Source organism: Chryseobacterium lathyri (assembly GCF_030812195.1).
GTDB classification, from domain to species: Bacteria; Bacteroidota; Bacteroidia; order Flavobacteriales; family Weeksellaceae; genus Chryseobacterium; species Chryseobacterium lathyri_A.
Genome location: NZ_JAUSSF010000002.1, coordinates 857,176 through 879,971 on the forward strand (window position 1 = coordinate 857,176; position 22,796 = coordinate 879,971).

Here is a 22,796-nt window from a genome sequence, read left to right on the forward strand (position 1 = left end):
CATAAAGTATTTGAAGATGACTATTTTAAATTTTTCATCCGATAAGGGTATATGGAATAAAAAAAGCGCTAAACTTATAGCGCTTGTTAATTAATCTTACTGGAAACTCATTGTGGCTGGAAGCTTATAGATCGTTGCGATTGGTTTTCCATCTCTGGTAGCTGGTTTCCATGTTGTTTCAGTACTTATAGCTGTCGCTGTTTTGATGAGTTCATTGTTGAAGATTTCATTATCTCCTGATGCTGTTATCTTTGTTGCTTTTCCTGTTTCATCTATGTGGATGTACGCGGTTGATTTCATGAAACCCTTTTTATGCTCAAGCACGCTTGTATCTAACATAAGACCAACTTTTTTTCGTAAAACGTCTAGTCCGCCGGGATATTCTGCTTCGGTAGAATTCTTGTCAGAGTTTATGTTGGTATTTGTGTTTTTACCTTCATTGCTGGACGACAGAGCTGTTTTTTGGGGAGAGATGGTGTCTGCAACAGTTTTTGTGCTTTCCTTCTTGGATTCCATTGCGGTGCTGGGCTTCTCTTTTATTTTTTCGAAATAATCAGAGGTGATTAGAGTGGCTTGAGGAGATTGCACATTTTTTACAGTCCTTGTGCTCGCTTTTTGAAGATGATAAGTAGCAATAGGATTGACTGCGTATGTCCTTTCTGCGAATAGAGCTGTTGCTGCAATAAGAGCTGTGATTCCTACTGCTTTTTTCAGGACAATGAATCTGGATTTTTTCTTTGTCATCATAATAAATCGTTTTTTGGTATTGTTAAAATTAAATGAATGAGTAAAAGGCAGGTTCTGGATAGTGATAATCTCATCAAGAATCAAATTCTGGTACTCTTTAATATCGTATCTGCTGTTCAAAACAGCTTCATCTGCAAGAAATTCATGGTTGGTGATGATCGCTTTTTTATAAATAAGAAGAACTGGATTGAACCATGTGAAAATTTTCATGATATCCATAAAAATAAGATCTATGCTGTGTTTCTGGTCAATATGGTTTTTTTCATGCAGGAATACCCTTGGATCAATCATATCATTTTTTATATAGCTCTCACCTAAATAAATCGTATTCCAAAAACTAAAAGGAGGAAGGTTTTCATGGGTTACCATAATCCTGTATTTGTGGTAGATTATTTTTTTACCCTGTATTTTTTTGATAGCTATAATTGACAGAGTGCTTTTTATTAAAAGGAAAAGAGCAACGGTTCCATAGATGAGCCATATAATATTGGTCCAGTCAAAACTTTCCTGGGAAGGCTGGATGGGGATGATCTGTGCCGTATCTTCAAATATGATCCTAGACTTATTCTCTGTTTTTGTTGGCTGTACTGTGATGGAAATGAATGGGATCACATAGGAGAAAACCAAAGAAAAAATCAAATAAAACCTGTTAAACCGGTACATTTTTTCTTTTTCCAAAAACAGGTAATATACAGCTATGAATGCAGAAGAGCACAGCAGTATTTTTAGAATAATAATGAACATTTCTATTCTTTTATCTGTTGATCGATTATGTCACGGAGTTCTTTCAGCTGCTTCTGACTTAATTTTGCATTGGAAGTAAAGAATGATGCAAACTGGGTCACCGAACTATTGAAAAAACGGTCAATCATAGAGGTCATTTCCTCATTGAAATATTCCCCTTTTTCTACTTTTGGATAGTATTCACGGGAATTTCCATACAATGTATAGCCTACCAGATCTTTATTCTGCATTCTTTTCAGCAGAGTAGCGATGGTGGTAGCGGCAGGTTTGGGTTCCGGGTAGGAATCAAGAATATCTTTCATGAAAATCCGTTTCCTTTCCCAAAGAATTTCCATAAGGCTTTTTTCCGAATCGGTTAATTTTATCTCTTTCATTCTACAGTTTTATAATTTGTTCTACAAATGTAGAATTAAAATTTATACCTGCAAATTTTTGTGGCATTATTTTTCCATTATTTTTGTTATCACTAATTACAATACTATGAAATTCAACCTAATTTATGTATCGGCACTCAGCATTTTTTTACTTTTATGCTCATGTAGTAAAAACAGTGCTAATGCCCAGCAGACAGGAGCCGACGGCAGTGTAGAAACCGAAAAGCCGAATACGGACTATAAACCAGCCTTTAAAGGACAGACCAGGATTAAAGCTGTAAAAACCGCTACAGCCTATAAAGTTGAAATCCTTAATAAAGACCTTGGTAAGCCCTGGGGGATTATAAATCTTCCTGATGGAAAGTTTCTTATTACGGATAAAAATGGGCATATGAATGTGGTATCCGCTGATGGAAAACAGGTTTCCAAAATTACAGGATTCCCAAAAGTAGATTCGAAAGGGCAGGGAGGAATGCTGGACGTAGCCCTTGATCCGGATTTTAAGACGAATAATATTATTTATTTCAGTTTTTCAGAACCGTTTGGTGAAGGAAACCTGACATCGGTAGCGAAAGGAAAACTCTCGGCAGATCTTAAAAGTATTTCAGAAGTTAAAGTTATTTTCCGTGCAGAACCTTCCTATGATGGCGATAAGCATTATGGAAGCAGGCTGGCTTTTGACAGGGACGGAAATTTATTTGTGAGTACCGGGGAGAGGTCAGATAAAGAAACAAGAGTATATGCCCAGAAAACAGATAATTATTTAGGGAAAATATTAAAAATTACCAAAGATGGAAAACCGGCTCCCGGGAATCCTTTTATTGGAAAACAAGGATATAAGCCGGAAATTTATGCCTATGGTATAAGAAATCCGCAGGGAATGGCAATAGACCCGAACGGCACTCTTTGGGATGTTGAAATGGGCCCGAGAGGCGGCGATGAGATCAATCTGATCCAGCCCGGAAAAAACTATGGCTGGGGAGATGTAACCTATGGAATTGAATATTCCGGAGCCAAAGTGGCAGATGGTATAACCCAAAAAGAAGGAACAGAACAGCCCGTTTATTACTGGGATCCTGTGATCTCTCCAAGCGGAGTGACCTTTTATACCGGAAATATTGAGGAATGGAAAGGAAATCTTATCATCGGATGTCTGAGTGGCGAGCACATTAACAGAATTGTTATGAAAGATAATAAAGTAGTGGGCGAAGAACGCCTTCTTGCTGACCAAAAAGAACGTTTCAGAGATGTGCTGGATGGAATGGACGGCAGCCTGTATGCGGTGACAGATAGTGGGAAGCTCTATAAAATTTCTAAAAAATAAAAAGAGGCTGTATCAGCAGACTATTTCAACAAAGTCAAGCTGTTGATTATTCTTACGCTGATACAGCCACTTTATACTTATTTAAAACTTAAAATTAAGTCTTGCGAAAGCCTGTCTTCCCGCAAAACCCATCTGTACAGGATCGAAGATACCTCCGGATTCTGTATTGCCATCTACATGTGCCGTCTGAAGAGTAGGATAGCGGTTAAAAAGGTTTTTACTTCCGATTGTAAGATTAAAGCTTTTGGTAAACTCATAGCCGAATGACAGGTCAGTAGTAACTTTTGCGCCATAAAGTTGGTAGTCATCTGCACCGCCATAGCCTATCAGCTTTACCTTATCAAATCTTACCAGCTGAAGGTTGGCATTGAACTTATCGATTTTATAATTTAAATTCAGGTTAACCTTTGTTTTAGGAGCTGAAGCGAGAATAAACGCTCTTTCTCTCGCACTCAGATAGACATCTTCTTTTCCTTTTAACTTTTCTGAGGTGTTTATCTTGGTGATCTCCATTTCGTTGTAGTTACCGGCTAAAGTAGCAGAAAGCTTTCCCGAACCGATATTTTCAGTGTAGCTTAAGATAATATCAACCCCTTTTGTTCTGGTATCTATTGCATTAGTGAAAAACTGAGCCTGGTCGATATGATTATCGGCTAGAATTTGACCTATAGCATCATCATCCTGGGTGAAATTTCCTGTCAAAACTATACGATCTTTTACTTTAATGTAATATCCGTCAATTGTTGCAGTGAATTTTCCTGTGTTAAAAGTGAATCCGGCACTACCATTCAAGGAAGTTTCCTGTTTTAATTGCGGAATTCCAACTGTTTGTGCAAGGTCACTGTCATTAGCTGCAAGCTGTATCGTTACAAGGTTTCCTTCTTGAAAGTTTGTAAACTGAAGACTGTAATACTTCTGTGCCAGAGAAGGCGCCCTGAATCCTGTAGAAACGGAACCTCTGAATGCAAATTGGGGAGTAATGGCATACCGCGTCGCAAATTTACCGTTTAAAGTGCTTCCGAAATCACTGTAGTTTTCAAATCTTCCTGCCACGCTGATCATCCAGTCTTTGGTGATATCCAGCTCAGTGTCTACATACGCAGCAAAATTATTCCTGTTTTTATTAAATTCCTGTGAATATCCCGGAAAACCCTGTGAGCCGCCGGGACGCACATCGCCGGATAATGGATTGGTAACAAGGAGGCCTGCGGGAGTGTCAGACGTTACAATATTTCCGTTAACGTCATACATTGCATACGATGCTTCTTCTCCTTTGATGACCCCAAACTCTTCGTATCTGAATTCGGATCCTAAAGCAACGTTTAAACCTTCCAATACCTTAAACTGTTTTGAAGCATTAAAACCTGTCGTATTCTGCAAAAGAGAATGTCCGCCGGCATTAAAGCTTGTGGGAGATTCTATTCCCAGAGTGGCATTGATCGTATTGTCTATCTGATAAGTAAATCTGTTACTTCCGAATGCGTTGTAAAAATCAACATCCCAGTCTGCAACTTTAAATTTCAGGCCATTGTCAAAAGTAAAATCTGTGATGCTGGTATTTTGAAGAGGGTTAAAACCGTTTGGATACACTTCAGGAATATTTCCATCTGCATCTGCAGTTCTGGTCCATGCATAAGCATTCGTCTTACGATAGGAAAACCCTTGGCGGGAATAGAACTTCAGGCCATCAGACAGAGGAAGCTCTACATTTCCGAAGAAATAAATATTCTGGGATTTTGCATCTCCAAACCTTTCTCTCGGAGACGTATACTTTTCAGGATTTGCATTTCTTATGGTACGGTCTTTATTCACAAATTCAACAGTGAAATTACCAAAGCCTCCTTTGCTGCCTATTTTTGTTCCCAGATTTCCGCTGAAATCGAAAGTGGTTCCGTCTACTTTATGATCCGATACCACATCTTTATTTCCCGGGCTTTTAAAAAGATTCATTCCATAAAAGGCATTACCCTCAAACCCCTGGTTGCGGTCATTAAGAATAACATTGATAACCCCGGCTATTGCGTCAGATCCATATTGTGCAGAGGCTCCGTCGCGAAGTACTTCAATCCTTTTTATTGCCCCGATCGGAATGGTGTTCATATCTGATCCCGTATTACCTCTTCCTTTTGTTCCAAAGACATTGATCAGTGATGACTGATGATACCTTTTTCCGTTTAGTAAAAGCAGGGTCTGATCTGGCCCAAGCCCTCGAAGGGTTGCGGGGTCTGTTGCATCAGCTCCGTCTGATCCGGACTGCTTATTGGAATTAAAGGATGGCGCACTGAACTGAAGAAGCTGGTTCACTTCTATCTGCCCCGTCGACTGGCTTACCTGTTTGATATCAATTACATCAACGGGAACAGGAGTGTTGGTAACGGTCCTTTTTTTATTCCGGCTACCGGTAATGGAAACTTCCTCAATTTTTGATTCCTTGGAAATCGTGTCATTTGTATTTTGAGAATAAAGCATGGATACGGTTCCCAAAAAAAGAACACTTGTGTACTTCAATTTCATATTTCGTATTTAAGTTAGTGATTGTATCAAAAATATTGAATTTAACTGTTAAATCAATACGAAAATATGCTATTGTGTAAGAATTATTTAAATTACGTTAAATTTTCATTGAGTAAAGAAAAAAATTAATTAATAATACAGAGAATACGAAAATTTTTAACTTTAAAAACTTCTGATAATGCGGTTGAGTCCTTCCTCCAGAATTTCCCTGGAAGTAGAAAAGCAGATCCTGATATGGCCTTCAGCACCTTTTCCAAACCATCTTTCAGAACCAGGAACAACAGCTACTTTTCCTTCTTTTAAAACATGCCCGGTAAAAGCTTCGCTTGAAAGTCCATTTTCAATTTTTGGGAAAATAACAAAGGTTGCTTCCGGTAAATTAGGGGTTAAAATACCGGAATTACTCAGCATGCTATAGGCAAGATCCCTATTATGCTGTAGATGATCAAGGAAGTCATTAAACCAGGGCTTGGCCTTTTCAATAGCCACACTTGCTGCAATTTGAGATAAGGTAGAAACACCCTCAATGGTAGAATTGAATTGGGATTTTTCTGTAAAATCATCCAAAAGCTCTTGATCATTACATAAAACAGCTCCAATTCTTAAACCGGCAATTCCGAATGATTTTGAAAATCCAAAAACGGTAAAGCTTTTCTTTTTTGCCGCTTCTGACACTGAAGAATAAGTATTGAATTCTTTTTTGTCATAAACAATATCACTCCAGATCTCGTCACTCATTACCCATAAATCGTGAGCTTCAGCTATTTCGGAAATTTTTATTAAAATCTCTTTTGAATAAACCCTTCCTACCGGATTGTGAGGATTACAGATGCTGATCAGCTTTGTTTTTGGTGAGATTAAAGAAGTCAGTATTTCAAGATCGATCTCTCCTGTTTTAGAATCTACAGGGCATAATCTGATGTTTCCACCTGCCGCTTCCACTGTTTTTTTGAACAGGAAATCCACCGGGTCGAAAATAATAGCTTCATCTCCTGGGCCTAAAACATATTTGGCAATCAGAAACATCCCTTGGGCGGCACTGTTCACGGCTAGAATATTTTCTGGCGTGAAGCTTCCGTTCTTTTCCGTATTGAAGTGTTTTGCAACGCTTTTCTTGAATTCCGGAATTCCCGAAAACGGACCATAGCTCAGGTATCCGTCTTTAATATATTCAATAATTCCCTGTTCGATCTCGGGAGACATTCTGAAATCCGGATCTGCTGCTGTTAAAGGAATAATCCCGTTTTCCAGAGTTGCCCATCTTCCGTTATACGCTTTTCTTTTCAGGGCTTCGAAATTGATATCTTTATTTGTAAACATTTTATTTGTATGAAATTGGTAAGGTGTTTTTTTGCTGCTCATTTAATGGCAGCAGGAACTGGTTCAGTAATGTTCTTCCGTTTTTGATGTGGATCTCAATTTCCGCTTTTCTTTCTTCTTCATATTTTTGAAAAGTTTCCGGGAGATTGTTTCCTTCCAGTAAGAGATTTGTTAAAACATAAGAATCTTTTAGAGCCGAAGTAACGCCCTGACTTGTAAAAGGAATCAGAGGATGAGCTGCATCTCCTATGAATACAATGTTTTCGTGATAAAAAGGATTAAGCTTTTCCAATTCATACACCCTCCATATGTGGGCGTTTTCATAGCTGGAATCATTGATGATCGAAGAGATAAGAGGATTCCAGTCTCCGAAATTATCTACGATGAACTGTTTGATGCAGTCCGGCGTATAATCTTCATTGATGAAAAATTTGGTTATATCAAACTGGCAGTACCATAATATTTTTGTAGAGGAAAGCTTCAATACTCCGAAAGTAAGCCCGCCGTCTTCATGGTGGAATTTTAAAAAATTATTTTCAAGCCTGCTGGCAATTTCTTCGTTTTCGATAATATTGACCACCTCATTCTCTAAAACGGCTTTCATTTTTTCATCCTCAAAAATTTTTCTTCTGATTCTGCTTCTTGAACCGTCTGAAGCTATAACCATATCGGCTTCCAAAGGCGTACCGTCATTGAGGGTTATACAGGATTTTCCGTCAGAAAAACCATTCAGGGTGACTGTTGTATCATATGATATTTTGTCGGAGGGAATGCCTTCAGCCAAAATCTCTATCAGGGTACTTCTTGAAACCACAAAAACATCTTCAAGGTCTTTTTCGGAAAGGATCTCGCCATTCTGGTGGTAGTGAAGATATTTTTTTAAAAACTGTCCTTTTTTGTAGAGATCATCAATATTAATGATGTTGGAAAGGTATTCAATGCCTTCTTTGGGAAGAATAAATCCGTGTCCCTTCAGGTCATTTTGAGTTCTTCTTTCATAGATATGGTAGTCAATATTATTTTTTTCCAAATAATTTGCCATACTCAATCCGGAAACTCCCGCTCCTATGATTGCAACTTTGTACATCCTTATTAGTTTTAAATAGTGTTATTAGTTTTTATTAAAAATCCAAAGATCTCCGTTTTTGTATTTTTTGCGGGAGACTTTGTTTTCTTCAGTCAGTTTCTGAAGTGTATCAAATGCTTTATCGAAAGAGATATTGGAGAGAACAGCAAATTCCTGAGTGGTTAAAGTAGGATAAATTGCAAATAATTCGTCAGGTTCTGTAGAATATTCCTGTTTTTTTGCGTCGGGACTTATTTTTGTTATTCTGCGCTCAAAATCTGTATAGGGTTTGAAACCGTAGAGAATGTCTAAGATTTCATCATCTTTGGTAAAGATCAAGGTAGGGAATCCTCTTACCCCAAGCTGTCTTCCGAGGTCAAGGTCTTTTTTGAATTCAATCTGAGCCTTGGATTCATAATCCTCTTTCCACTGTGCCACATCTAATCCCGCCATTTCTGCTGCTTTTTCCAGATGTTCTGATTTTGTGATATTTAATTTATCAAGAAAAACCATTTCACGGGTAATTCTCATGTAATCTACAGCTTTCTTCTTATCCTGCATTTGTGCTGCTTTAAAAGCAATAGATGGCGGATAGGAAGAATTTAACGGATCTGTCAGCCAGACTCCTCCTTCAATAGGCATCTTATAATATGGGCTTACCTCTTCCCAATGGCCGGCAACATCACTTGGCTTACTGATCCCTCCGGAATTGTAAATATCCCATGACGGTAAAAGTCCTCCCATTCTGTAATCTATTTCTACAGCATTGCCGTATTCTAGCTTCATTTTTCTCAGCTGAGCTTCAATTCCCCAGCAGGAAGAGCAGATAGGATCTGTATAGTAAATAATGGTGATTTTATCTTTAGTGCCCTGAAGCTGCTCTGCAGAATATTCTGAGTCTTGTGTCTCTAGTATTTCACATATACCTTTTTCCGGATCGCAATTTAGAAGAGGATTTTTGTTCATATTATTGTTGTTTGAATTAAGTAAATTAAATATTAAAAATAGATAGGTAAAAATGTCCAAAATGATTTTTTTTGGTTAACATAATATTTGAGTAGAATAAAGAACAATAGCCAGATGTGCTATGATTGGAAGAGGAGAAAGGTAGAATTATTCAGGAGCTTTAAAGATGTTGTCGTCAGAATGGAACCCTGCGACACCGCCACTTACTGCAAACTTCATGGCAGAAGCTGCAGTCATTCCCACTACAGGTTTGATGTTTTTTTCTTCAGTAACAATTACCCAGCCTGAAATAGCATAGGAATGGGGCAGGTATACAGCTACGTAATTGTGCTTTTCAACGTCCGACATTTCTTTTTGGGTCAGAAAGCCGATTCTCCAGATCTCTGGATTTTCATTCGTCTTTACCCAGACAGGATCATTGAATTTCTTTTTGTCTCCCACAAATGATGACATGACGTCTTTTGTAGGGGTATAAATATGCTTTACTCCCGGAATTTTTTCCAGAAGGCTGTCCATCGTGTCAAAAAAGAATTTCCCGACTACAAATTTATTTCCGAGATAGCCCAGAACTGCTGTGATAAGTATCGTTGAAACAAAAACCAGACCCGGGATCTCTTTTGCAACAGAAGGAATAATGTTGTCAACAGCGCTGACAACATACCAGATCACAAAGATGGTAAGCCCGATGGGTCCAATAATAACCAGCCCCTGAAAGAAATTTTTCAGGAAAAAGTTGGCAATATTTTCGAAGGTCAGTTTTTTCAACGTGGATTCTTTACTTTTTTATTTTAACCGTGGATTGTTTCTTTGTTTCCGTAAGATTTAATGATATTGGCTTCATATTCCAGCCACGCATCCCAGCGCTTGTTTACTTTTTCGGGATTTCCAAGCTGTCTAGCAAATCCTATAAATGTTGTATAATGGTTTGCTTCTGAGATCATAAGCTCTTTATAAAATGTCTTAAGCTCTTCATCTTTAATGTTTTCAGTAAGAACTTTAAATCTTTCGCAGCTTCTGGCTTCTATCATAGCGGCAAAAAGCATTTTATCTACAATTAGATCTTCTCTGCTCCCCTGGATGATAAACTTAGCCAGTTCATTCACATAATCATCTTTTCTTGGCCTTCCAAAGACAAAACCTCTTTTTTTAATAATCTCATGTACCTGATTAAAATGATCAAGCTCTTCCTGCGCAATGGCGAGAAGCTCAGTAACAATTTCAGGATATTCAGGAAGCATAGTGATTAAACCGATAGCATTAGTTGCTGCTTTCTGCTCACACCACGCATGATCCGTTAAAATTTCTTCAATGTTTTCTTCTGCAATATTCGCCCATCTTGGATCAGTGGGAAGTTTCAACTTAAACATGCCTTGAATTTTCTGTAAAATTAAAATAAATTGCGATAAGAAAAATTATTTTATTTCAAATTGAGGATTAAAGTGTTAAGAAGCTGTTTTTCTCCTTAAGAACTCTAAGATTTTCCAACCAAGATTATCTGTTCTTTTTAATCCTGCTGCAATGATGAACGCTAAAACGACATTCACTATATAAATAAAGATCATGAGCAGCCACCACGGCATATTTTCCTGTAAAGTAACCACAATGAAGTATACCAGAGATGAGCTTAACCCCTGGGCGAAATAAAAGAATATAGCATTCTTACCAATGTGGGTTACGAAATTTTCTTTTGTGATTTTTAACCTGTTATAGAGCACAAATAATGTCGTTAATGAAAACAGTGACCAAATGATATAAGGAATTTTTGGCGGGAATTTATTTTTATTGATTTTGTAGAAAATCTCATTTCCGTAATACCAGAACATCCAGATCAAGGCTGCTGCAACTATCACATATAAGACGGGGATTACTCTTTCGGGAATTTTTTTATCACGCATTCTGTTGGCAATTAAAAAGATAGCAAGATAAAAAGCAACATAACCCACCTGTCCTCCGGGATAATATTCCGGAAAAACATTGAATATTAGAGTCAGAGCCAGGCATAGTCCTATAAACCAGTTGACATGTTTTGGGAAGAATCTTAAGATCAGCACTCCGAAAACTGCCAGAATGAAATATACTTTCAGATACCAGAAGCTACCCATGACAACCGGAAAAGTATCTGCGTTAGTGTACTGATGAAGGTACCAGTTCCCCAGATTTTGCCATTGCGGAATATCGGATACGCTGGTTGCTGCATATTTTGACCCAAATGTTGAATAGAAATTCTGCAGCCATTCCATGGAAAAGAACGTTAATCCGAAAACCTTGAAAAAATAATCCAGAAAGAACAGAAATGTTACAAAGATCATATAAGTGATCTGAAGTTTTAATAACCTGTAGAATGTTTTCTCGATGTTCGATCCTGAAGTAATTCCGCTTAAAGCATAAAAGAGAGCCACATCAAATACCAGGGAAAATACCCTGACCTCGGCAGGAATATAAAACTGCCCCGACCAAAAAGCGGTATGGATGAATATAATGGAAAGGGTTGCCATTCCCTTGGCAAAATCAATGTAGAGATCTCTGTTCATTTGTTGTAGGATATGGTTCAAAAGTAAATAAACTTTGGGATATTTATCAAATAAACTAAAAGAGACAGAACATTGCTGTCTGTCTCCTTTGTTAAATATGCTAAAAATGAATGTTATTTAAGTTGTTTAAATTCTTCTTCAGAAATTTCTCCGGTTTGGATCTTTCTAAGTTCATCGATATACTGGCTCATATAAGCATCGATCTCAGGATTCATAGTGTTTTTACCCATTTTATACGTTCCGTTTAACACGCCCTGATAATAGTAGAAGAAATTATAATCAAAGTTGGCTGCATTAAGATCGTACTGTCCAAGAAGGAAGCCTAAACGTACGGCAGATCTTCTTTGAGGAGGCGTTCCGTGGTGATTGGCGCTGGTAGTCTGATAATCACCGATACTCTGTGCAAATTCGTAGGCTGCAGCAATTTCAGCAAAACTGGTTTTGTTGTATCCGTTTGGCCTTCTTAAATAATATCCTGCGAAACCGTCAGCTTCCAGTTCGTTTGGCCTTGCTGTAGATTCATTTACAGTCGGAAGGCCGAAAATGTACTGTAGCTGGTGCCCGTATTCATGAGCAAGGATCATGGCATTCACAATATCTCCTCCTTTATTCTTTGCATCTGCATAGATTGCATAACCATAATAAATTTTCCCTGTAGAATAAGAGATCGCATTATAGGTAGAATTGAAGTTGGAAGGGTCGTCTACAAAACGAAGAGTTGGGTTGCTTCTTCCCCACAGACTGGCGATTTTAGTCATTTGGGAATTCATAAAGTTGGTATCTGCTGTGTTCTGAAGACCGGTTTTAAGTACTGCGGTTGAACTCCAGTACTGATCTACATAAGAGCAGCTTTTTTGAAGTTCCCCGGGTTGTTCGATCTTTGCACTTGCAGATTGAGATTCAGGAAGAGCAGATTCTTCCATTTTGTCATCACGGCACGCTGATAATGAAAAAGCGGCAATGGCTCCTGCTAATAAGCAGAATTTAAAGTTTCTTTTCATATAAAATATTTTTTGGTGATAACGAAGGTATAAAATTATCTCTTAACTATGAGCATATTAATGCTAAAAATTATTCAAAATATAGTGAAATGATTTTTTACTGTATATTTGCTAAAAAAACACGGTACTGATTGTAAGGTATTTAGAATTTTATTCATATATTTGCACCTCGAAATAACTAAAAATTTATAAACAATGTTTGCAATTGTAGAAATAGCAGGGCTTCAATACAAAGTTGAGCAAGACCAGAAGTTGTTTGTAAACCGTTTAAAAGGAGAAAAAGGAGACAAAGTTTCTTTTGACAAAATTCTTCTTACTGTAAACGGTTCAATCACTGTTGGCGCCCCAGCTGTAAACGGAATCACTGTAGATGCAGAGATCCTAGATCACGTAAAAGCTGATAAAGTAATCGTTTTCAAAAAGAAAAGAAGAAAAGGTTATCAGGTAAAAAACGGTCACAGACAATCTTTAACTCAAATTAAAATCACTGGTATCACTGGTTTTGACGGAAGTACTAAGAAAGCTGCTAAAAAAGAAACTGTAAAAGCTGAAGTTCTTTCAGACAACGCAACAGTTAACTTTGGTGAAGATCACGAACTGAACTATCACTTAAAGAAAAACAACCTGTCTCAGTCTAAAGAAAACAGAGAAACTTTAATTACTTTAGGTAAAGCGGTTAAAGTTGAATTAGAAAAGAATGTTCTTACTCACGAAGAAGTGGATGCTGCTATCGTTAAGAATATTGATCAATTTAAAGCACTTAACAAATAATCCAGTAATAAAATGGCACACAAGAAAGGAGTCGGTAGTTCCAAGAACGGTAGAGAGTCTCACTCTAAGAGATTAGGTGTGAAGATTTTCGGTGGACAAGAAGCTATTGCCGGAAATATTATTATCAGACAGAGAGGTACGCAACACCACCCGGGTGAAAACGTGGGAATGGGTAAAGACCATACTTTGTTTGCATTAGTAGACGGTAAAGTAGTTTTCAGAAAGAAAGCAAACAACAGATCTTTTGTATCTGTAGAGCCGAACGCATAATTATTTAAGCGTTTTATAAAATCTAGACCTCAGCCATTGGCTGAGGTTTTTTTTTGCTTAATTCTGTTAAAAGAAAAATATTTTCGCTAATATTCTTGTTTTAGTGAAATATTTATATATTTGTTAACTATCAAATAACAAATCATTTGCGGATGCCGAAAAGCAGATAGAGTAGGCAACAAATTAAAACAAAATACCATGAAAAATTTAAGAAAGCTATCAAAAAAACAACTGAGAACAGTAGATGGTGGTGCTTTAGCATGTCCTCCTCCTGCAACTACCTGTGTAGAATGGTGCACATGGACTCCACAACAGAGATTGATGTGTCGTAACATGATTATGGATCCGGACCCATGTGCATGTTAGAATAAATAAGTTATTGAAAAAAGTAAACCTCGGCAGCGCCGAGGTTTTTGTTTTAAAAGAGTATACTGTTTAAAAGTTTTAAGCCTTCCTTTTTGATCCAGCCCATCTGTAATTTCATTAATTAAAAAAAACTCCTTGTCGATTAGACAAAGAGCTGTATTTTAAAATCCTACCTGGAATCCTGCTTTTATTCCAAAAGTTGAAATATCAGGTCTGTCGAGATAGTTTCCTCGCCAGTTAAAATCTACCCTGAATATCCTAAGGTTCCCGATTCCAATATTTTCAATTCCGAATCCGTATTCAAAGTAGATCTGCTCGCTAGGGGCTGAATATTTGAAGCCCTCCACATTAATGGATTTAGAGGCATCACTTAAAGTTCCGTAAGCTGTTCTGATAAATGCGATTTCCCTTAGTTTCAGCTTCTTGATCAAAGGAATGAAAGAAAGTATTTTCCCGTTGAAATGATGCTCAAGATGAAGCGTTGAGTAGGTGTCTGCTACAAATTCATAGTAATTAAGCTGTGAAAATGTATTCTGCGCCAAGCTGTAAGACTGGTTTCCCGGGATTACATTCTGAAGGGCCAGAGGAACTGTGTCAAAAGTTTTTCCTGCTTCAAAGTTAACAATGGTCTTGCCCCAGCTTCCGATCAGTATTGGTTTGTAGAACATGAACTGAAGTCTGTTATAGTTGAAATCACCGTTGAAAAGACCCTCGATACCTCTTGTGTATTTCAGGATAATAGTAGGCGCCAGTGTTCCGTGTTCGTAACGGTCAACTCCTGTCTGAGAGAACTTTGCTCCAGGTCTTGCAATTAAGCTTAAAGTAACGTGGGAGTCATTAAGCGTTTTTCTCAAATCTCCATTACGGTAATACATTAAACTGAATTTATCCGGGTTTGCAGATTTTATACTTTGTAATGTTCCGTCTACTCTTACCTGGAAGTTTTTCCAGGGCTCAATGGAAGCAAAAATATTGGTCTTGTTTATAGAACTCAAAGAAGCGTTTTCTCCTCTTGCAAAAAGGGTAGAAGAAGCAAAGGTACGCGCCATAATTCCGTCATCGGTAGTAAGTTGTACACCTAATTGTTCAATATCTCTTTTTGTTCCGGCCCCGATCATGAACCTGTTCACCCTGTTGAACATGTAGCGGGCTTCCGCTCCGTATTTAACCTTTTCGTCTTTAAATCCGTAAGCGGTATAAAACTGAACCCTCCAAGGATCATTTTGTCCAAAGTAGGTTCTTGCTCCCAGTCGTATTCTGTCGCCTTCCACTTCATTTTTACCGTAAATTGAGAAAATAGGACCTATATCAATGCCTTTAAAAGCGTTATAATATCCTGATGCCAGTGTTTCGTAGATTTTGACGATACGGTTGAATTTTGGAGTCTGCTGAAGCTTATCAAGCATTTCATAGACACCCTGTTCAGATTTTGACAGTGAGTCAGGTCTTGCTTTTACCCAGTAGGCATCATCTTTGTCGACAAATTTGTCGTCGTACTCTTCCTGTTTCCGCGTGAATATTTTATCATCGAGAGGCTTATTGAATTCATATTGAGAATAGTCGACTGACCGTTTTGCTATAATACTTTTAGAGGTCCTCTTTTTTGCGAAAGGAGTAAGCTCTATTTCTGTAATGAATTTTTTAGGAAGAAATGTATTTTCATCGGGATTGTCGTATTCCAATTCTGTGGAAATACTATTGATAAAGTTAACGTTAATCTTCTGCGTAGATTTTAAAGTAGCCCCTAAAACAGCATAGCTATCTGTGTCAATATAAAGATAACCCTGGAAGGCTAAAACGTCTTTCCTCTTGGGTTGGTATCTTATCTTGTAGGCGTTCTCGCCGTGAATAGAGATTGTATCTGTTAAATTATAGTCATAGGTACTGAACCCATTTGAGCCGACTGGGCTTGGGAATCCTATGTCAAAATAATTTAACGTGTTATCATAGATATTAATATCGCGGTAGAGATTTTTTGCAGTAATGGTAATTACCTGGTTATCCTGAAAGCCTGATGTTTTTTGGGCAACCAGTAATCTTTTTGTCTTTTTTCCAGGTTTGTTTTCTCCAAAATTTTCATAAATGGATTCATTCAGGAAAATAGGGAGTCCAATCTTTCCGCTAGCTGTGGAATCTGCGTAATCAAAAATGAAATCAAGCTTATTGAAGATCTTCTTACTCATAAAAGCGCTGTCCAGGTTATTCGCATCAAACTGGATTTTCTCGTACTCTTTATAAGTATAGGTGTCAAATTTCTCTAAGCCATTATTACGTTTTCTTTTCCATACTTCCTGCATAATAGCATAAGCGGGATTTTCTTTTTTGTTTTTGTATTTGGTTTTTTCGTTATGGATAACGATTTCGCCAATTGTGCTTACTTTTTCCTGCGAAAGCTTTACAAATACATTGGCTGCATTTTCAGGAGTAATGGTAATGATTTCGGTAGAATAATTCTTTTTTGAAAATTTCAGTTTATAAATAATGCTGTCCGACTGAACACTAAAGCTTCCAAGGGAAGTTTTTAAAAAAGGTTCAGTATTATCATTAATAAAGACATCTACGCCGGTAATTTCTTTATTGGTTTTTGCATCTACAATTCTTCCGTTTGCTGTGTTTTGGGCATATGCCAGGCAGGATATAAAAAACAGAAAGAAGAGATTATAATATTTAGAGTTGTTATTTAACATCATTTGTTTCTTCAAGCAATTAGCACAAACAAAAAGCGTGCTGTTTATTTAAAAAAGATCATTTTTTTTAACGTTTTCTATTAAAATTCATAAAACTACAAATGTAACAAAAATAACAGTAAAAGGCTATGGTAAATAATCTGCTGATAATAGCAGATTTTGCAAAAGGATAACTTTGTTTAAGGGCAAGATTAAAATTAAAAAATGTAAATGAATCAGATATTTTTATTTTTTTCATTCACAGTTTTTCCACAATTTATTCATGGCTTTTAAAGCATTATCAACAGGCTTTTAACAAGTTTCCGATAAATTATTCACATATTCTTCACAGCTTATTATTTGTTTTCCATTTTGTACTAATGTTTTTTCCACAGGTTATTAACAATTTTATTTATTTTATAATCAATAAGTTATTAATGCCTTTGAAGTTTTTTCCACAAATAAAAGCGAATGTATATTTTCTGCTCATAGTACGGAATAAAGGATGTTACTAATATATTGGTTATTTTGTGGAAAACTGTTGAGTTAAGATGCTGTTCTAAGGATATTAATGATAGGGAAGAGAATCCTGTATTCTAAAATGAAAAGGTTGGGTATTTAAAATAAAGGCATAAAAAAAGACCTACATTTCTGTAAGTCTTTTTTGCTCCTCCTGCTGGGCTCGAACCAGCGACCCTCTGATTAACAGTCAGATGCTCTAACCAACTGAGCTAAGGAGGAATTTTCCTTTGTTTAAGGTGTTGCAAATATAAAAGGAATATTAATATCAGGCAAATTTTATCCCTAATTAACGGCTATTTTTAACTAAAAATGTTGAATTTCAGCAACAAATATTTCAGCAACTTTTAGATTAACTTTAATCATCTTCAAATAAATGCCGGAAATAGTGTTCCGGGGATTCTAAAAAATTCTTTGTTAATTGGTAATGTTCTGTTTCCTTGTAATGGACGTGTTGAATTTGGTCATCCAGCAAATAAATTTCAGCACCGGGATAACTCATCAGAATTGGAGAATGACTGGAAATAATAAACTGTGCCTTTCCCGCTTTTTCCAATTTGTGAATGACGGATAATAATGATAATTGCCTTTGTGGAGAAAGTGCAGATTCAGGTTCGTCAAGGATATAAAGGCCATTCTGGAAATGATTGTGAAATAAAGAAAGAAAAGCCTCACCGTGGGATTGCTGATGTAAGGATTTTCCTCCATAGGCATTCAGAACGCTTCTGTCTTCTTCGGCAACTTCATCGATGTAGGTTGCAAAGTTGAAAAAGCTTTCAGCTCTCATAAAGAATCCTTGGCCGGTTTTGGTTTTCCACGACAGGGTAAGGTGGTCGGACAGTCCCGATTCTGTTTTGTGGAAATTGTAATTGTGATTTCTGCTGCCTCCCGATACATTGAAATCACATTTTTCTGCAATGGCTTCCAGTAATGTAGACTTTCCGATGCCGTTTTCGCCAACAAAAAAGGTGACATTGCTTTTGAATTTTAAATCTAAGCCATTGCTTAGAAAAGGAAGATTGAAAGGGAAATCTTCCGGGAGATTATCTTTTAAATAAATCCGGGATAAGTAAGGCATTGCAGTTATTTATTACATATTTTAACATCCATCAAGCAAAATGTATGCAAAAAAAAAGACCTACATTTCTGTAAGTCTTTTTGCTCCTCCTGCTGGGCTCGAACCAGCGACCCTCTGATTAACAGTCAGATGCTCTAACCAACTGAGCTAAGGAGGAATGTCCTTTGTTTTAAGTGGTGCAAATATAGGACGAATATTTATACCGTACAAATATTTTTTAGAAAAAAATTCAAAAAAATTATAAGCTGCCCGTAAGTGCTTTAAAGATATCACTTCCGAAGATCAGTAACATCAATCCTAACAGGAAGATAACCCCGATCATCTGTGCATTTTCCAATACTTTCTGAGGAACAGGTTTCCCCGTAATCACCTCCCACAAAGTAAATAAAACGTGCCCTCCATCAAGTCCCGGAATAGGAATAAGGTTCAGGAATGCCAACCAAACAGAGAACATAGCCGTAAAACTCCAGAACATACTCCAGTTAATAGATACAGCTCCGTCTTTAGATTTCTGTACCGGCATATTTTTGATGATCGCCAGTGGTCCACCTACTTTTTTATATCCCTGAACTTTCTTGTTGAATACCAGTTTAAACTGCTTCACCTGGTACGTAAGACTTTCGATACTTCTGGTAAATCCTCTTCCGATGGATTGCATCATAGTGAAATTCTCAGTAGCAACATACTTTTGAAGCTGCTTGTAAGAAGCTATTCCTAAAGTTCCTTCCTTGGAAACTTCAAGACTTAGCGGCTGTACAGCGCCAGCTCTTAATACCTCCATATTAATAGCCTTGCCTGCATTTTTTATAACAACGCCCTGAAGTTCATCATAATAATTAATTTTCTGGCCGTTTACCGAAACCACCTGATCACCTATTTTTAACCCTGCTTCAGCGGTTTTAGGATTCACGATCGTGTCAATTACAGGGGCATATCTTGGAGTTAGGAATGCTCTTGGGTTTTCATCTTTAAAAGCAAGTGCTTTCCCATCATCGTCTGTGTTAAAAGTAACCTCTTTTCCTTTTCTCAAAACGGTTACCTGGTCACTTAATAAAATATCTAAAGACAGTTTATCCAGGTTGTTCTGAACCTTTCCGTCTACCTTTAAGATTTTATCGCCATCTTCAAAACCCATTTCTTTTGCAATATTGGTATAATGCATTGGGGTATCCACTTTGGTCGTATCGAAAGAAGTCTCACCGTTGAAATAGGAAAGACATCCAAAAATAACCCAAGCTAAAAAAAAGTTAACAGTAACTCCTCCCAACATGATGATCAGCCTCTGCCATGCCGGTTTGGATCTGAATTCCCATGATTGCGCAGGTTTTTTCATCTGTTCTTTATCCATGCTTTCATCGATCATCCCAGCAATTTTCACATAGCCGCCGAAAGGAAGCCATCCGATTCCGTATTTTGTCTGTTCAGGATGCTTTCTCCAGTCGTTGTCTGAAAGTTTTGATATATCGATAGGAACTTCTGTCTCTTTTCCGTCTACTACGATAGTTTCTGTGTCCGGAAGGTTTTTCGAAAGAAATTTATACTGCCATTTTCCGTTGATCTTCTTCATGGAGAAGATAGAAAACCATGGATCGAAAAACAGGAAGAATTTCTCAGCTCTGGTCTTAAACCATTTTGCCGGTAAAAAGTGTCCAAGCTCATGAAGAACCACTAAAATAGAAATACTTAGTATGAACTGGAAAATCTTGATTGCTAATTCCATTAATAATTTTTAGATTTTAATTTGCAAAGGTAACAATTATCAAAACTATGCCAAATAAAAAAGCCCCTCTAAATGAGAAGCTTTGTCATATATTTAAAGAATCTTACAGATTGAAAGAAACCCCTATGCTGCCGTTGTTGCCGACTTCTGCAAAAACACCCACTTTCTCCGTGAAAAAGTAACGGGCTCCGATGTGTGCTCCAATACCAAAATCTTTACCGAGTACCCCAAGATCAACCCCAGGATAGATATCCCATTTAGAAGGCAGGTCAAGTGCTTCCTGGAGATGAAAATTCAGTCTCCCGAATACAAAAACACGGTTGTCCTTATCATGATCCTTATAATCTCCAAAATAAGCATTAAGCCCGGCACCAACAGATATCAGCTTATTCAAGCCGTAATCATAAGTTCCCGTAACCCCGGTTCCGTATCCCCAAGCACTCAGTCCCAGCTGAATCTTTTGGTCGCCTTTACCGGTGTACGCCTGCGCGTTGGCTGCCGTTCCGAAAAAAGCGATCATCAACACAAAAAACAATTTCTTCATAAACTTTACTTTTATTAAATGATAATAATGAAAATATCCTCATCAAAAATAGAACCGAAATCATTGGAAAATCGTATTTTTATTGAAGTTATTTAACAAAGTTTATGAGAATTGCAGGACTTAATTTAGATATTGTCTGGAAAAATAAAGACAAAAATTTTCAATTGATCGAAAACCAGTTTAAAGATGTGGATGCTGATATTTTCCTGCTTCCTGAAATGTTCTCTACCGGTTTCTGTATGGATGCTGCTGAAGTTTCGGATAGAAATGAAGAATCTCTGGAGTTTCTGAAAAAGTTCTCAAAAGAAAAGAATGCAGCCATTTGTGGGAGTGCTCCCATAGAAGAGGAGGGAAGGTTTTACAATAGAATGTACTTCGTACGGCCTGATTCCGAAACCATATTCTATGATAAAAGACATTTGTTTTCTTTTTCAGGAGAAGATCAGGTGTATTCGCCGGGAAATAAAAGAGTCGTTGTAAATTATAAAGGATTCAGGATTTTATTGCAGGTCTGTTATGACCTTCGTTTTCCGGTCTTTGCAAGAAATAATGATGATTATGATGCTGTTTTGTATGTTGCCAATTGGCCTGAAAAGAGGGTAGAAGCCTGGGAGCATCTGTTAAAGGCCAGAGCAATCGAAAACCTGGCTTTTGTTTTTGGCTTAAATAGAATTGGAACAGATGGAAATAATCTTTTTTACCAGGAAAGCTCCCATTGCTTTTTTGCAGATGGAAAGGAGATTTCAAAAAAGAATGGTAATATCATTTCTGCAGAATTAGATATTCAAGAATTGAAAAGTTTTAGAAATCATTTTCAGTTTTTAAATGATAGAGATGATTTTGAGATCAAAATTAAATAATTCGAAAGTTAAAATAATAGTAGCTTGATTTTTATTGAATGATTGAGATATTTTTTTTAATTTTTCAACAACATATTGTGAGTTTTTTTTAATTTTAATCATATAATTAGAAAAGATAACATATATGAATAAAAAATTACTGTTTGTTGCCTTCTGTATTTTGAATTTGGTTATGAATGCGCAGGAAAATAAGCGTAATCAAGAAAATAATATTGCTGAATTTCATTTGGAAGACGGATCTTCATTTAAAGCAAACTCAGTTGAGGCAGTTACTAAAACTATTAATGTGGGACAAATAATAGTCCACAACAGAATATCTGCATTTCAATATACGACAACGGCAGATGAGAAAAGAAAAGAAATAAATTCTAAAGAGGTAAGAAAAATTATTTATTATAATGGTGATGAAACTTCTCAAATTCAGGAAAAAATTAAAGTTAAAACGGTAGATAAGAAAGGAAATTTTTCCAATGATACAGCCGAAACTTTCGAATATTTACTCTATGATGGTAAAATTAAGTTATACAGCTCAAATGTATTTGAGTGTATGGGTTTGAATGCATGCTATTACACCCATTCAAATTTTTATATCCAAAAAAGGGGTGAACCTTACACGATTTTGGCGGTAAAACAAAAAAGTCAGTTTAGCTCTAAGATGGGTTCGTCTATTGAAAATATCGTTGATGCTTTTAGAGCTGTTGCCGGAGATTGTAGCCCATTTAATCAGTATTTAAATTCTTTTGAGAAAGAAATGATGCAAGAAAAGCATTTAGATAAAACGTTACAAAAAGAATATCAGGAAATTTATAAAACGACTTTACAAGAAGTAAAAAAAGATAGAGAGCAAACTAAAAAATTATTTTATATCGTTGGAGAGAAAATACAAAATAGGCAGGCTGAAATTTACATTGGAATCATAAAAGAGTATGAGAAAAATTGTCCGTAAAAGCATATCAGTAAATTAATTCACTATAAAACCCAATGGATTTCACGAATTACTAAGGATTCTATTCTCAATTATCTGTGTAAATCCGTGAAATCTGTGGAGGGAAAACTGTGAAAATCACAGTTTAAGAATATTGTTTTAGCAGCTCCGTGAGTGTATTTACATCGTGTACACCGCTTTCTTTCCATAAAAGTTCTCCGTTCTTGAAGACTGCCAGAGTCGGGACCCCGCGCACACCATATTGAGCGGCTAAAGCAGGATATTGGTCCACATCTACTTTGATAATTCTGGCTCCTTCACCTATATTTTCCTTTACGGTATTCAACACGGATGACTGTACTTTACACGGCTGGCACCATGTGGCAAAAAAGTCAATAAGTACAGGTCTTTCTGAATTAATGATTTCTTGAAACTTTTGTGACATAGTTTTGTTTTTTTATTTGAACCATTAAAATTGAGGAAATGAGTC

21 protein-coding genes and 2 tRNA genes are annotated in these 22,796 nt (G+C 36.8%); 6 read left to right on the forward strand and 17 right to left on the reverse strand.

The genetic code is table 11. The features are described 5' to 3' along the window. Nucleotides 1-96 precede the first annotated feature (96 nt). On the reverse strand, nt 97-1,491 hold the full coding sequence (locus tag J2T03_RS14160; RefSeq protein ID WP_307212015.1) for a M56 family metallopeptidase: 1,395 nt from the start codon (nt 1,489-1,491) through the stop codon (nt 97-99). Nucleotides 1,492-1,493: 2 nt separating this feature from the next. Then, nucleotides 1,494-1,865 carry a BlaI/MecI/CopY family transcriptional regulator gene (locus J2T03_RS14165; RefSeq protein ID WP_306841388.1) on the reverse strand — a complete coding sequence of 124 codons (372 nt, stop codon included), beginning with the start codon at nt 1,863-1,865 and terminating at the stop codon, nt 1,494-1,496. Between the two features lie 106 nt (nt 1,866-1,971). Here J2T03_RS14165 and J2T03_RS14170 point away from each other — a divergent pair, with 106 nt between their 5' ends. Further along, nucleotides 1,972-3,189 (forward strand): PQQ-dependent sugar dehydrogenase, encoded by a 1,218-nt coding sequence (locus J2T03_RS14170; protein ID WP_307212018.1) that lies wholly within the window; start codon nt 1,972-1,974, stop codon nt 3,187-3,189. An 81-nt stretch (nt 3,190-3,270) separates the two neighbouring features. Here J2T03_RS14170 and J2T03_RS14175 read toward each other — a convergent pair whose 3' ends face one another. The 8 genes from J2T03_RS14175 to J2T03_RS14210 all read right to left on the reverse strand — a co-directional run bounded on the left by J2T03_RS14175 (nt 3,271) and on the right by J2T03_RS14210 (nt 12,587). Further along, entirely contained in the window at nt 3,271-5,703 is a 2,433-nt protein-coding gene (locus J2T03_RS14175; protein ID WP_307212021.1) for a TonB-dependent receptor plug domain-containing protein, read from the reverse strand. Nucleotides 5,704-5,865: 162 nt separating this feature from the next. Then, nucleotides 5,866-7,023, reverse strand: a complete 1,158-nt coding sequence (locus J2T03_RS14180; protein WP_307212024.1) for a pyridoxal phosphate-dependent aminotransferase — start codon at nt 7,021-7,023, stop codon at nt 5,866-5,868. A gap of 1 nt (nt 7,024) precedes the next feature. Then, nucleotides 7,025-8,110 (reverse strand): FAD-dependent oxidoreductase, encoded by a 1,086-nt coding sequence (locus J2T03_RS14185; RefSeq protein WP_307212026.1) that lies wholly within the window; start codon nt 8,108-8,110, stop codon nt 7,025-7,027. 24 nt (nt 8,111-8,134) lie between these two features. Then, the gene (locus J2T03_RS14190; protein ID WP_306841398.1) at nt 8,135-9,055 is read right to left on the reverse strand and encodes a DsbA family protein; all 921 of its coding nucleotides are present in this window, start codon (nt 9,053-9,055) and stop codon (nt 8,135-8,137) included. Between the two features lie 147 nt (nt 9,056-9,202). Next, nucleotides 9,203-9,820: a DUF502 domain-containing protein gene (locus tag J2T03_RS14195; RefSeq protein WP_111953713.1), complete on the reverse strand. Its 618-nt coding sequence runs from the start codon at nt 9,818-9,820 to the stop codon at nt 9,203-9,205. A gap of 23 nt (nt 9,821-9,843) precedes the next feature. Next, nucleotides 9,844-10,422, reverse strand: a complete 579-nt coding sequence (locus J2T03_RS14200) for a tRNA-(ms[2]io[6]A)-hydroxylase (RefSeq protein ID WP_307212030.1) — start codon at nt 10,420-10,422, stop codon at nt 9,844-9,846. A gap of 75 nt (nt 10,423-10,497) precedes the next feature. After that, complete coding sequence (locus tag J2T03_RS14205; RefSeq protein WP_307212031.1) at nt 10,498-11,586, reverse strand: acyltransferase family protein; 1,089 nt, start codon at nt 11,584-11,586, stop codon at nt 10,498-10,500. A 113-nt stretch (nt 11,587-11,699) separates the two neighbouring features. Further along, on the reverse strand, nt 11,700-12,587 hold the full coding sequence (locus J2T03_RS14210) for a metalloprotease (protein WP_307212034.1): 888 nt from the start codon (nt 12,585-12,587) through the stop codon (nt 11,700-11,702). A 195-nt stretch (nt 12,588-12,782) separates the two neighbouring features. Here J2T03_RS14210 and rplU point away from each other — a divergent pair, with 195 nt between their 5' ends. From rplU to J2T03_RS20565, 3 genes are all read left to right on the forward strand, one after another. Beyond that, nucleotides 12,783-13,358, forward strand: a complete 576-nt coding sequence (gene rplU, locus J2T03_RS14215; protein WP_111953705.1) for a 50S ribosomal protein L21 — start codon at nt 12,783-12,785, stop codon at nt 13,356-13,358. A gap of 12 nt (nt 13,359-13,370) precedes the next feature. Further along, a complete protein-coding gene (gene rpmA, locus J2T03_RS14220; protein ID WP_007842221.1) occupies nt 13,371-13,628 on the forward strand; it encodes a 50S ribosomal protein L27 in 258 nt (85 codons plus the stop codon). A 198-nt stretch (nt 13,629-13,826) separates the two neighbouring features. Next, nucleotides 13,827-13,994 (forward strand): bacteriocin-like protein, encoded by a 168-nt coding sequence (locus J2T03_RS20565; RefSeq protein WP_444861133.1) that lies wholly within the window; start codon nt 13,827-13,829, stop codon nt 13,992-13,994. Nucleotides 13,995-14,155: 161 nt separating this feature from the next. Here the strand turns inward: J2T03_RS20565 and J2T03_RS14225 are convergent, their stop codons facing one another. The 6 genes from J2T03_RS14225 to J2T03_RS14250 form a co-directional block, all read right to left on the reverse strand. Then, nucleotides 14,156-16,684 carry a DUF5686 family protein gene (locus J2T03_RS14225; RefSeq protein ID WP_307212037.1) on the reverse strand — a complete coding sequence of 843 codons (2,529 nt, stop codon included), beginning with the start codon at nt 16,682-16,684 and terminating at the stop codon, nt 14,156-14,158. A 643-nt stretch (nt 16,685-17,327) separates the two neighbouring features. After that, nucleotides 17,328-17,401, reverse strand: a tRNA-Asn gene (locus tag J2T03_RS14230). Between the two features lie 136 nt (nt 17,402-17,537). After that, nucleotides 17,538-18,257: an AAA family ATPase gene (locus J2T03_RS14235; RefSeq protein WP_306841407.1), complete on the reverse strand. Its 720-nt coding sequence runs from the start codon at nt 18,255-18,257 to the stop codon at nt 17,538-17,540. 83 nt (nt 18,258-18,340) lie between these two features. Beyond that, nucleotides 18,341-18,414 (reverse strand) — tRNA-Asn (locus tag J2T03_RS14240). An 81-nt stretch (nt 18,415-18,495) separates the two neighbouring features. Further along, on the reverse strand, nt 18,496-19,977 hold the full coding sequence (gene rseP / locus J2T03_RS14245) for an RIP metalloprotease RseP (RefSeq protein WP_306841409.1): 1,482 nt from the start codon (nt 19,975-19,977) through the stop codon (nt 18,496-18,498). A gap of 103 nt (nt 19,978-20,080) precedes the next feature. Beyond that, complete coding sequence (locus tag J2T03_RS14250) at nt 20,081-20,521, reverse strand: DUF6646 family protein (RefSeq protein WP_307212040.1); 441 nt, start codon at nt 20,519-20,521, stop codon at nt 20,081-20,083. Nucleotides 20,522-20,625: 104 nt separating this feature from the next. Between J2T03_RS14250 and J2T03_RS14255 the strand changes: the two genes are divergently transcribed. Together J2T03_RS14255 and J2T03_RS14260 are read left to right on the forward strand one after the other, a co-directional pair. Next, a complete protein-coding gene (locus J2T03_RS14255; protein WP_307212043.1) occupies nt 20,626-21,381 on the forward strand; it encodes a nitrilase-related carbon-nitrogen hydrolase in 756 nt (251 codons plus the stop codon). Nucleotides 21,382-21,505: 124 nt separating this feature from the next. Beyond that, nucleotides 21,506-22,327, forward strand: a complete 822-nt coding sequence (locus tag J2T03_RS14260; protein WP_306841413.1) for a hypothetical protein — start codon at nt 21,506-21,508, stop codon at nt 22,325-22,327. 124 nt (nt 22,328-22,451) lie between these two features. Here J2T03_RS14260 and J2T03_RS14265 read toward each other — a convergent pair whose 3' ends face one another. Next, nucleotides 22,452-22,751 carry a thioredoxin family protein gene (locus tag J2T03_RS14265; RefSeq protein WP_034701246.1) on the reverse strand — a complete coding sequence of 100 codons (300 nt, stop codon included), beginning with the start codon at nt 22,749-22,751 and terminating at the stop codon, nt 22,452-22,454. Nucleotides 22,752-22,796 lie beyond the last annotated feature (45 nt).

What these genes read in the sequence shown, in the direction of transcription:
- J2T03_RS14160 (WP_307212015.1), bottom strand. Translation starts at nt 1,491, where the DNA reads ATGTTCATTATTATTCTAAAAATACTGCTGTGCTCTTCTGCATTCATA.
- J2T03_RS14165 (WP_306841388.1), bottom strand. Translation starts at nt 1,865, where the DNA reads ATGAAAGAGATAAAATTAACCGATTCGGAAAAAAGCCTTATGGAAATT.
- J2T03_RS14170 (WP_307212018.1), top strand. Translation starts at nt 1,972, where the DNA reads ATGAAATTCAACCTAATTTATGTATCGGCACTCAGCATTTTTTTACTT.
- J2T03_RS14175 (WP_307212021.1), bottom strand. Translation starts at nt 5,703, where the DNA reads ATGAAATTGAAGTACACAAGTGTTCTTTTTTTGGGAACCGTATCCATG.
- J2T03_RS14180 (WP_307212024.1), bottom strand. Translation starts at nt 7,023, where the DNA reads ATGTTTACAAATAAAGATATCAATTTCGAAGCCCTGAAAAGAAAAGCG.
- J2T03_RS14185 (WP_307212026.1), bottom strand. Translation starts at nt 8,110, where the DNA reads ATGTACAAAGTTGCAATCATAGGAGCGGGAGTTTCCGGATTGAGTATG.
- J2T03_RS14190 (WP_306841398.1), bottom strand. Translation starts at nt 9,055, where the DNA reads ATGAACAAAAATCCTCTTCTAAATTGCGATCCGGAAAAAGGTATATGT.
- J2T03_RS14200 (WP_307212030.1), bottom strand. Translation starts at nt 10,422, where the DNA reads ATGTTTAAGTTGAAACTTCCCACTGATCCAAGATGGGCGAATATTGCA.
- J2T03_RS14205 (WP_307212031.1), bottom strand. Translation starts at nt 11,586, where the DNA reads ATGAACAGAGATCTCTACATTGATTTTGCCAAGGGAATGGCAACCCTT.
- J2T03_RS14210 (WP_307212034.1), bottom strand. Translation starts at nt 12,587, where the DNA reads ATGAAAAGAAACTTTAAATTCTGCTTATTAGCAGGAGCCATTGCCGCT.
- rplU (WP_111953705.1), top strand. Translation starts at nt 12,783, where the DNA reads ATGTTTGCAATTGTAGAAATAGCAGGGCTTCAATACAAAGTTGAGCAA.
- rpmA (WP_007842221.1), top strand. Translation starts at nt 13,371, where the DNA reads ATGGCACACAAGAAAGGAGTCGGTAGTTCCAAGAACGGTAGAGAGTCT.
- J2T03_RS20565 (WP_444861133.1), top strand. Translation starts at nt 13,827, where the DNA reads ATGAAAAATTTAAGAAAGCTATCAAAAAAACAACTGAGAACAGTAGAT.
- J2T03_RS14225 (WP_307212037.1), bottom strand. Translation starts at nt 16,684, where the DNA reads ATGATGTTAAATAACAACTCTAAATATTATAATCTCTTCTTTCTGTTT.
- J2T03_RS14235 (WP_306841407.1), bottom strand. Translation starts at nt 18,257, where the DNA reads ATGCCTTACTTATCCCGGATTTATTTAAAAGATAATCTCCCGGAAGAT.
- rseP (WP_306841409.1), bottom strand. Translation starts at nt 19,977, where the DNA reads ATGGAATTAGCAATCAAGATTTTCCAGTTCATACTAAGTATTTCTATT.
- J2T03_RS14250 (WP_307212040.1), bottom strand. Translation starts at nt 20,521, where the DNA reads ATGAAGAAATTGTTTTTTGTGTTGATGATCGCTTTTTTCGGAACGGCA.
- J2T03_RS14255 (WP_307212043.1), top strand. Translation starts at nt 20,626, where the DNA reads ATGAGAATTGCAGGACTTAATTTAGATATTGTCTGGAAAAATAAAGAC.
- J2T03_RS14260 (WP_306841413.1), top strand. Translation starts at nt 21,506, where the DNA reads ATGAATAAAAAATTACTGTTTGTTGCCTTCTGTATTTTGAATTTGGTT.
- J2T03_RS14265 (WP_034701246.1), bottom strand. Translation starts at nt 22,751, where the DNA reads ATGTCACAAAAGTTTCAAGAAATCATTAATTCAGAAAGACCTGTACTT.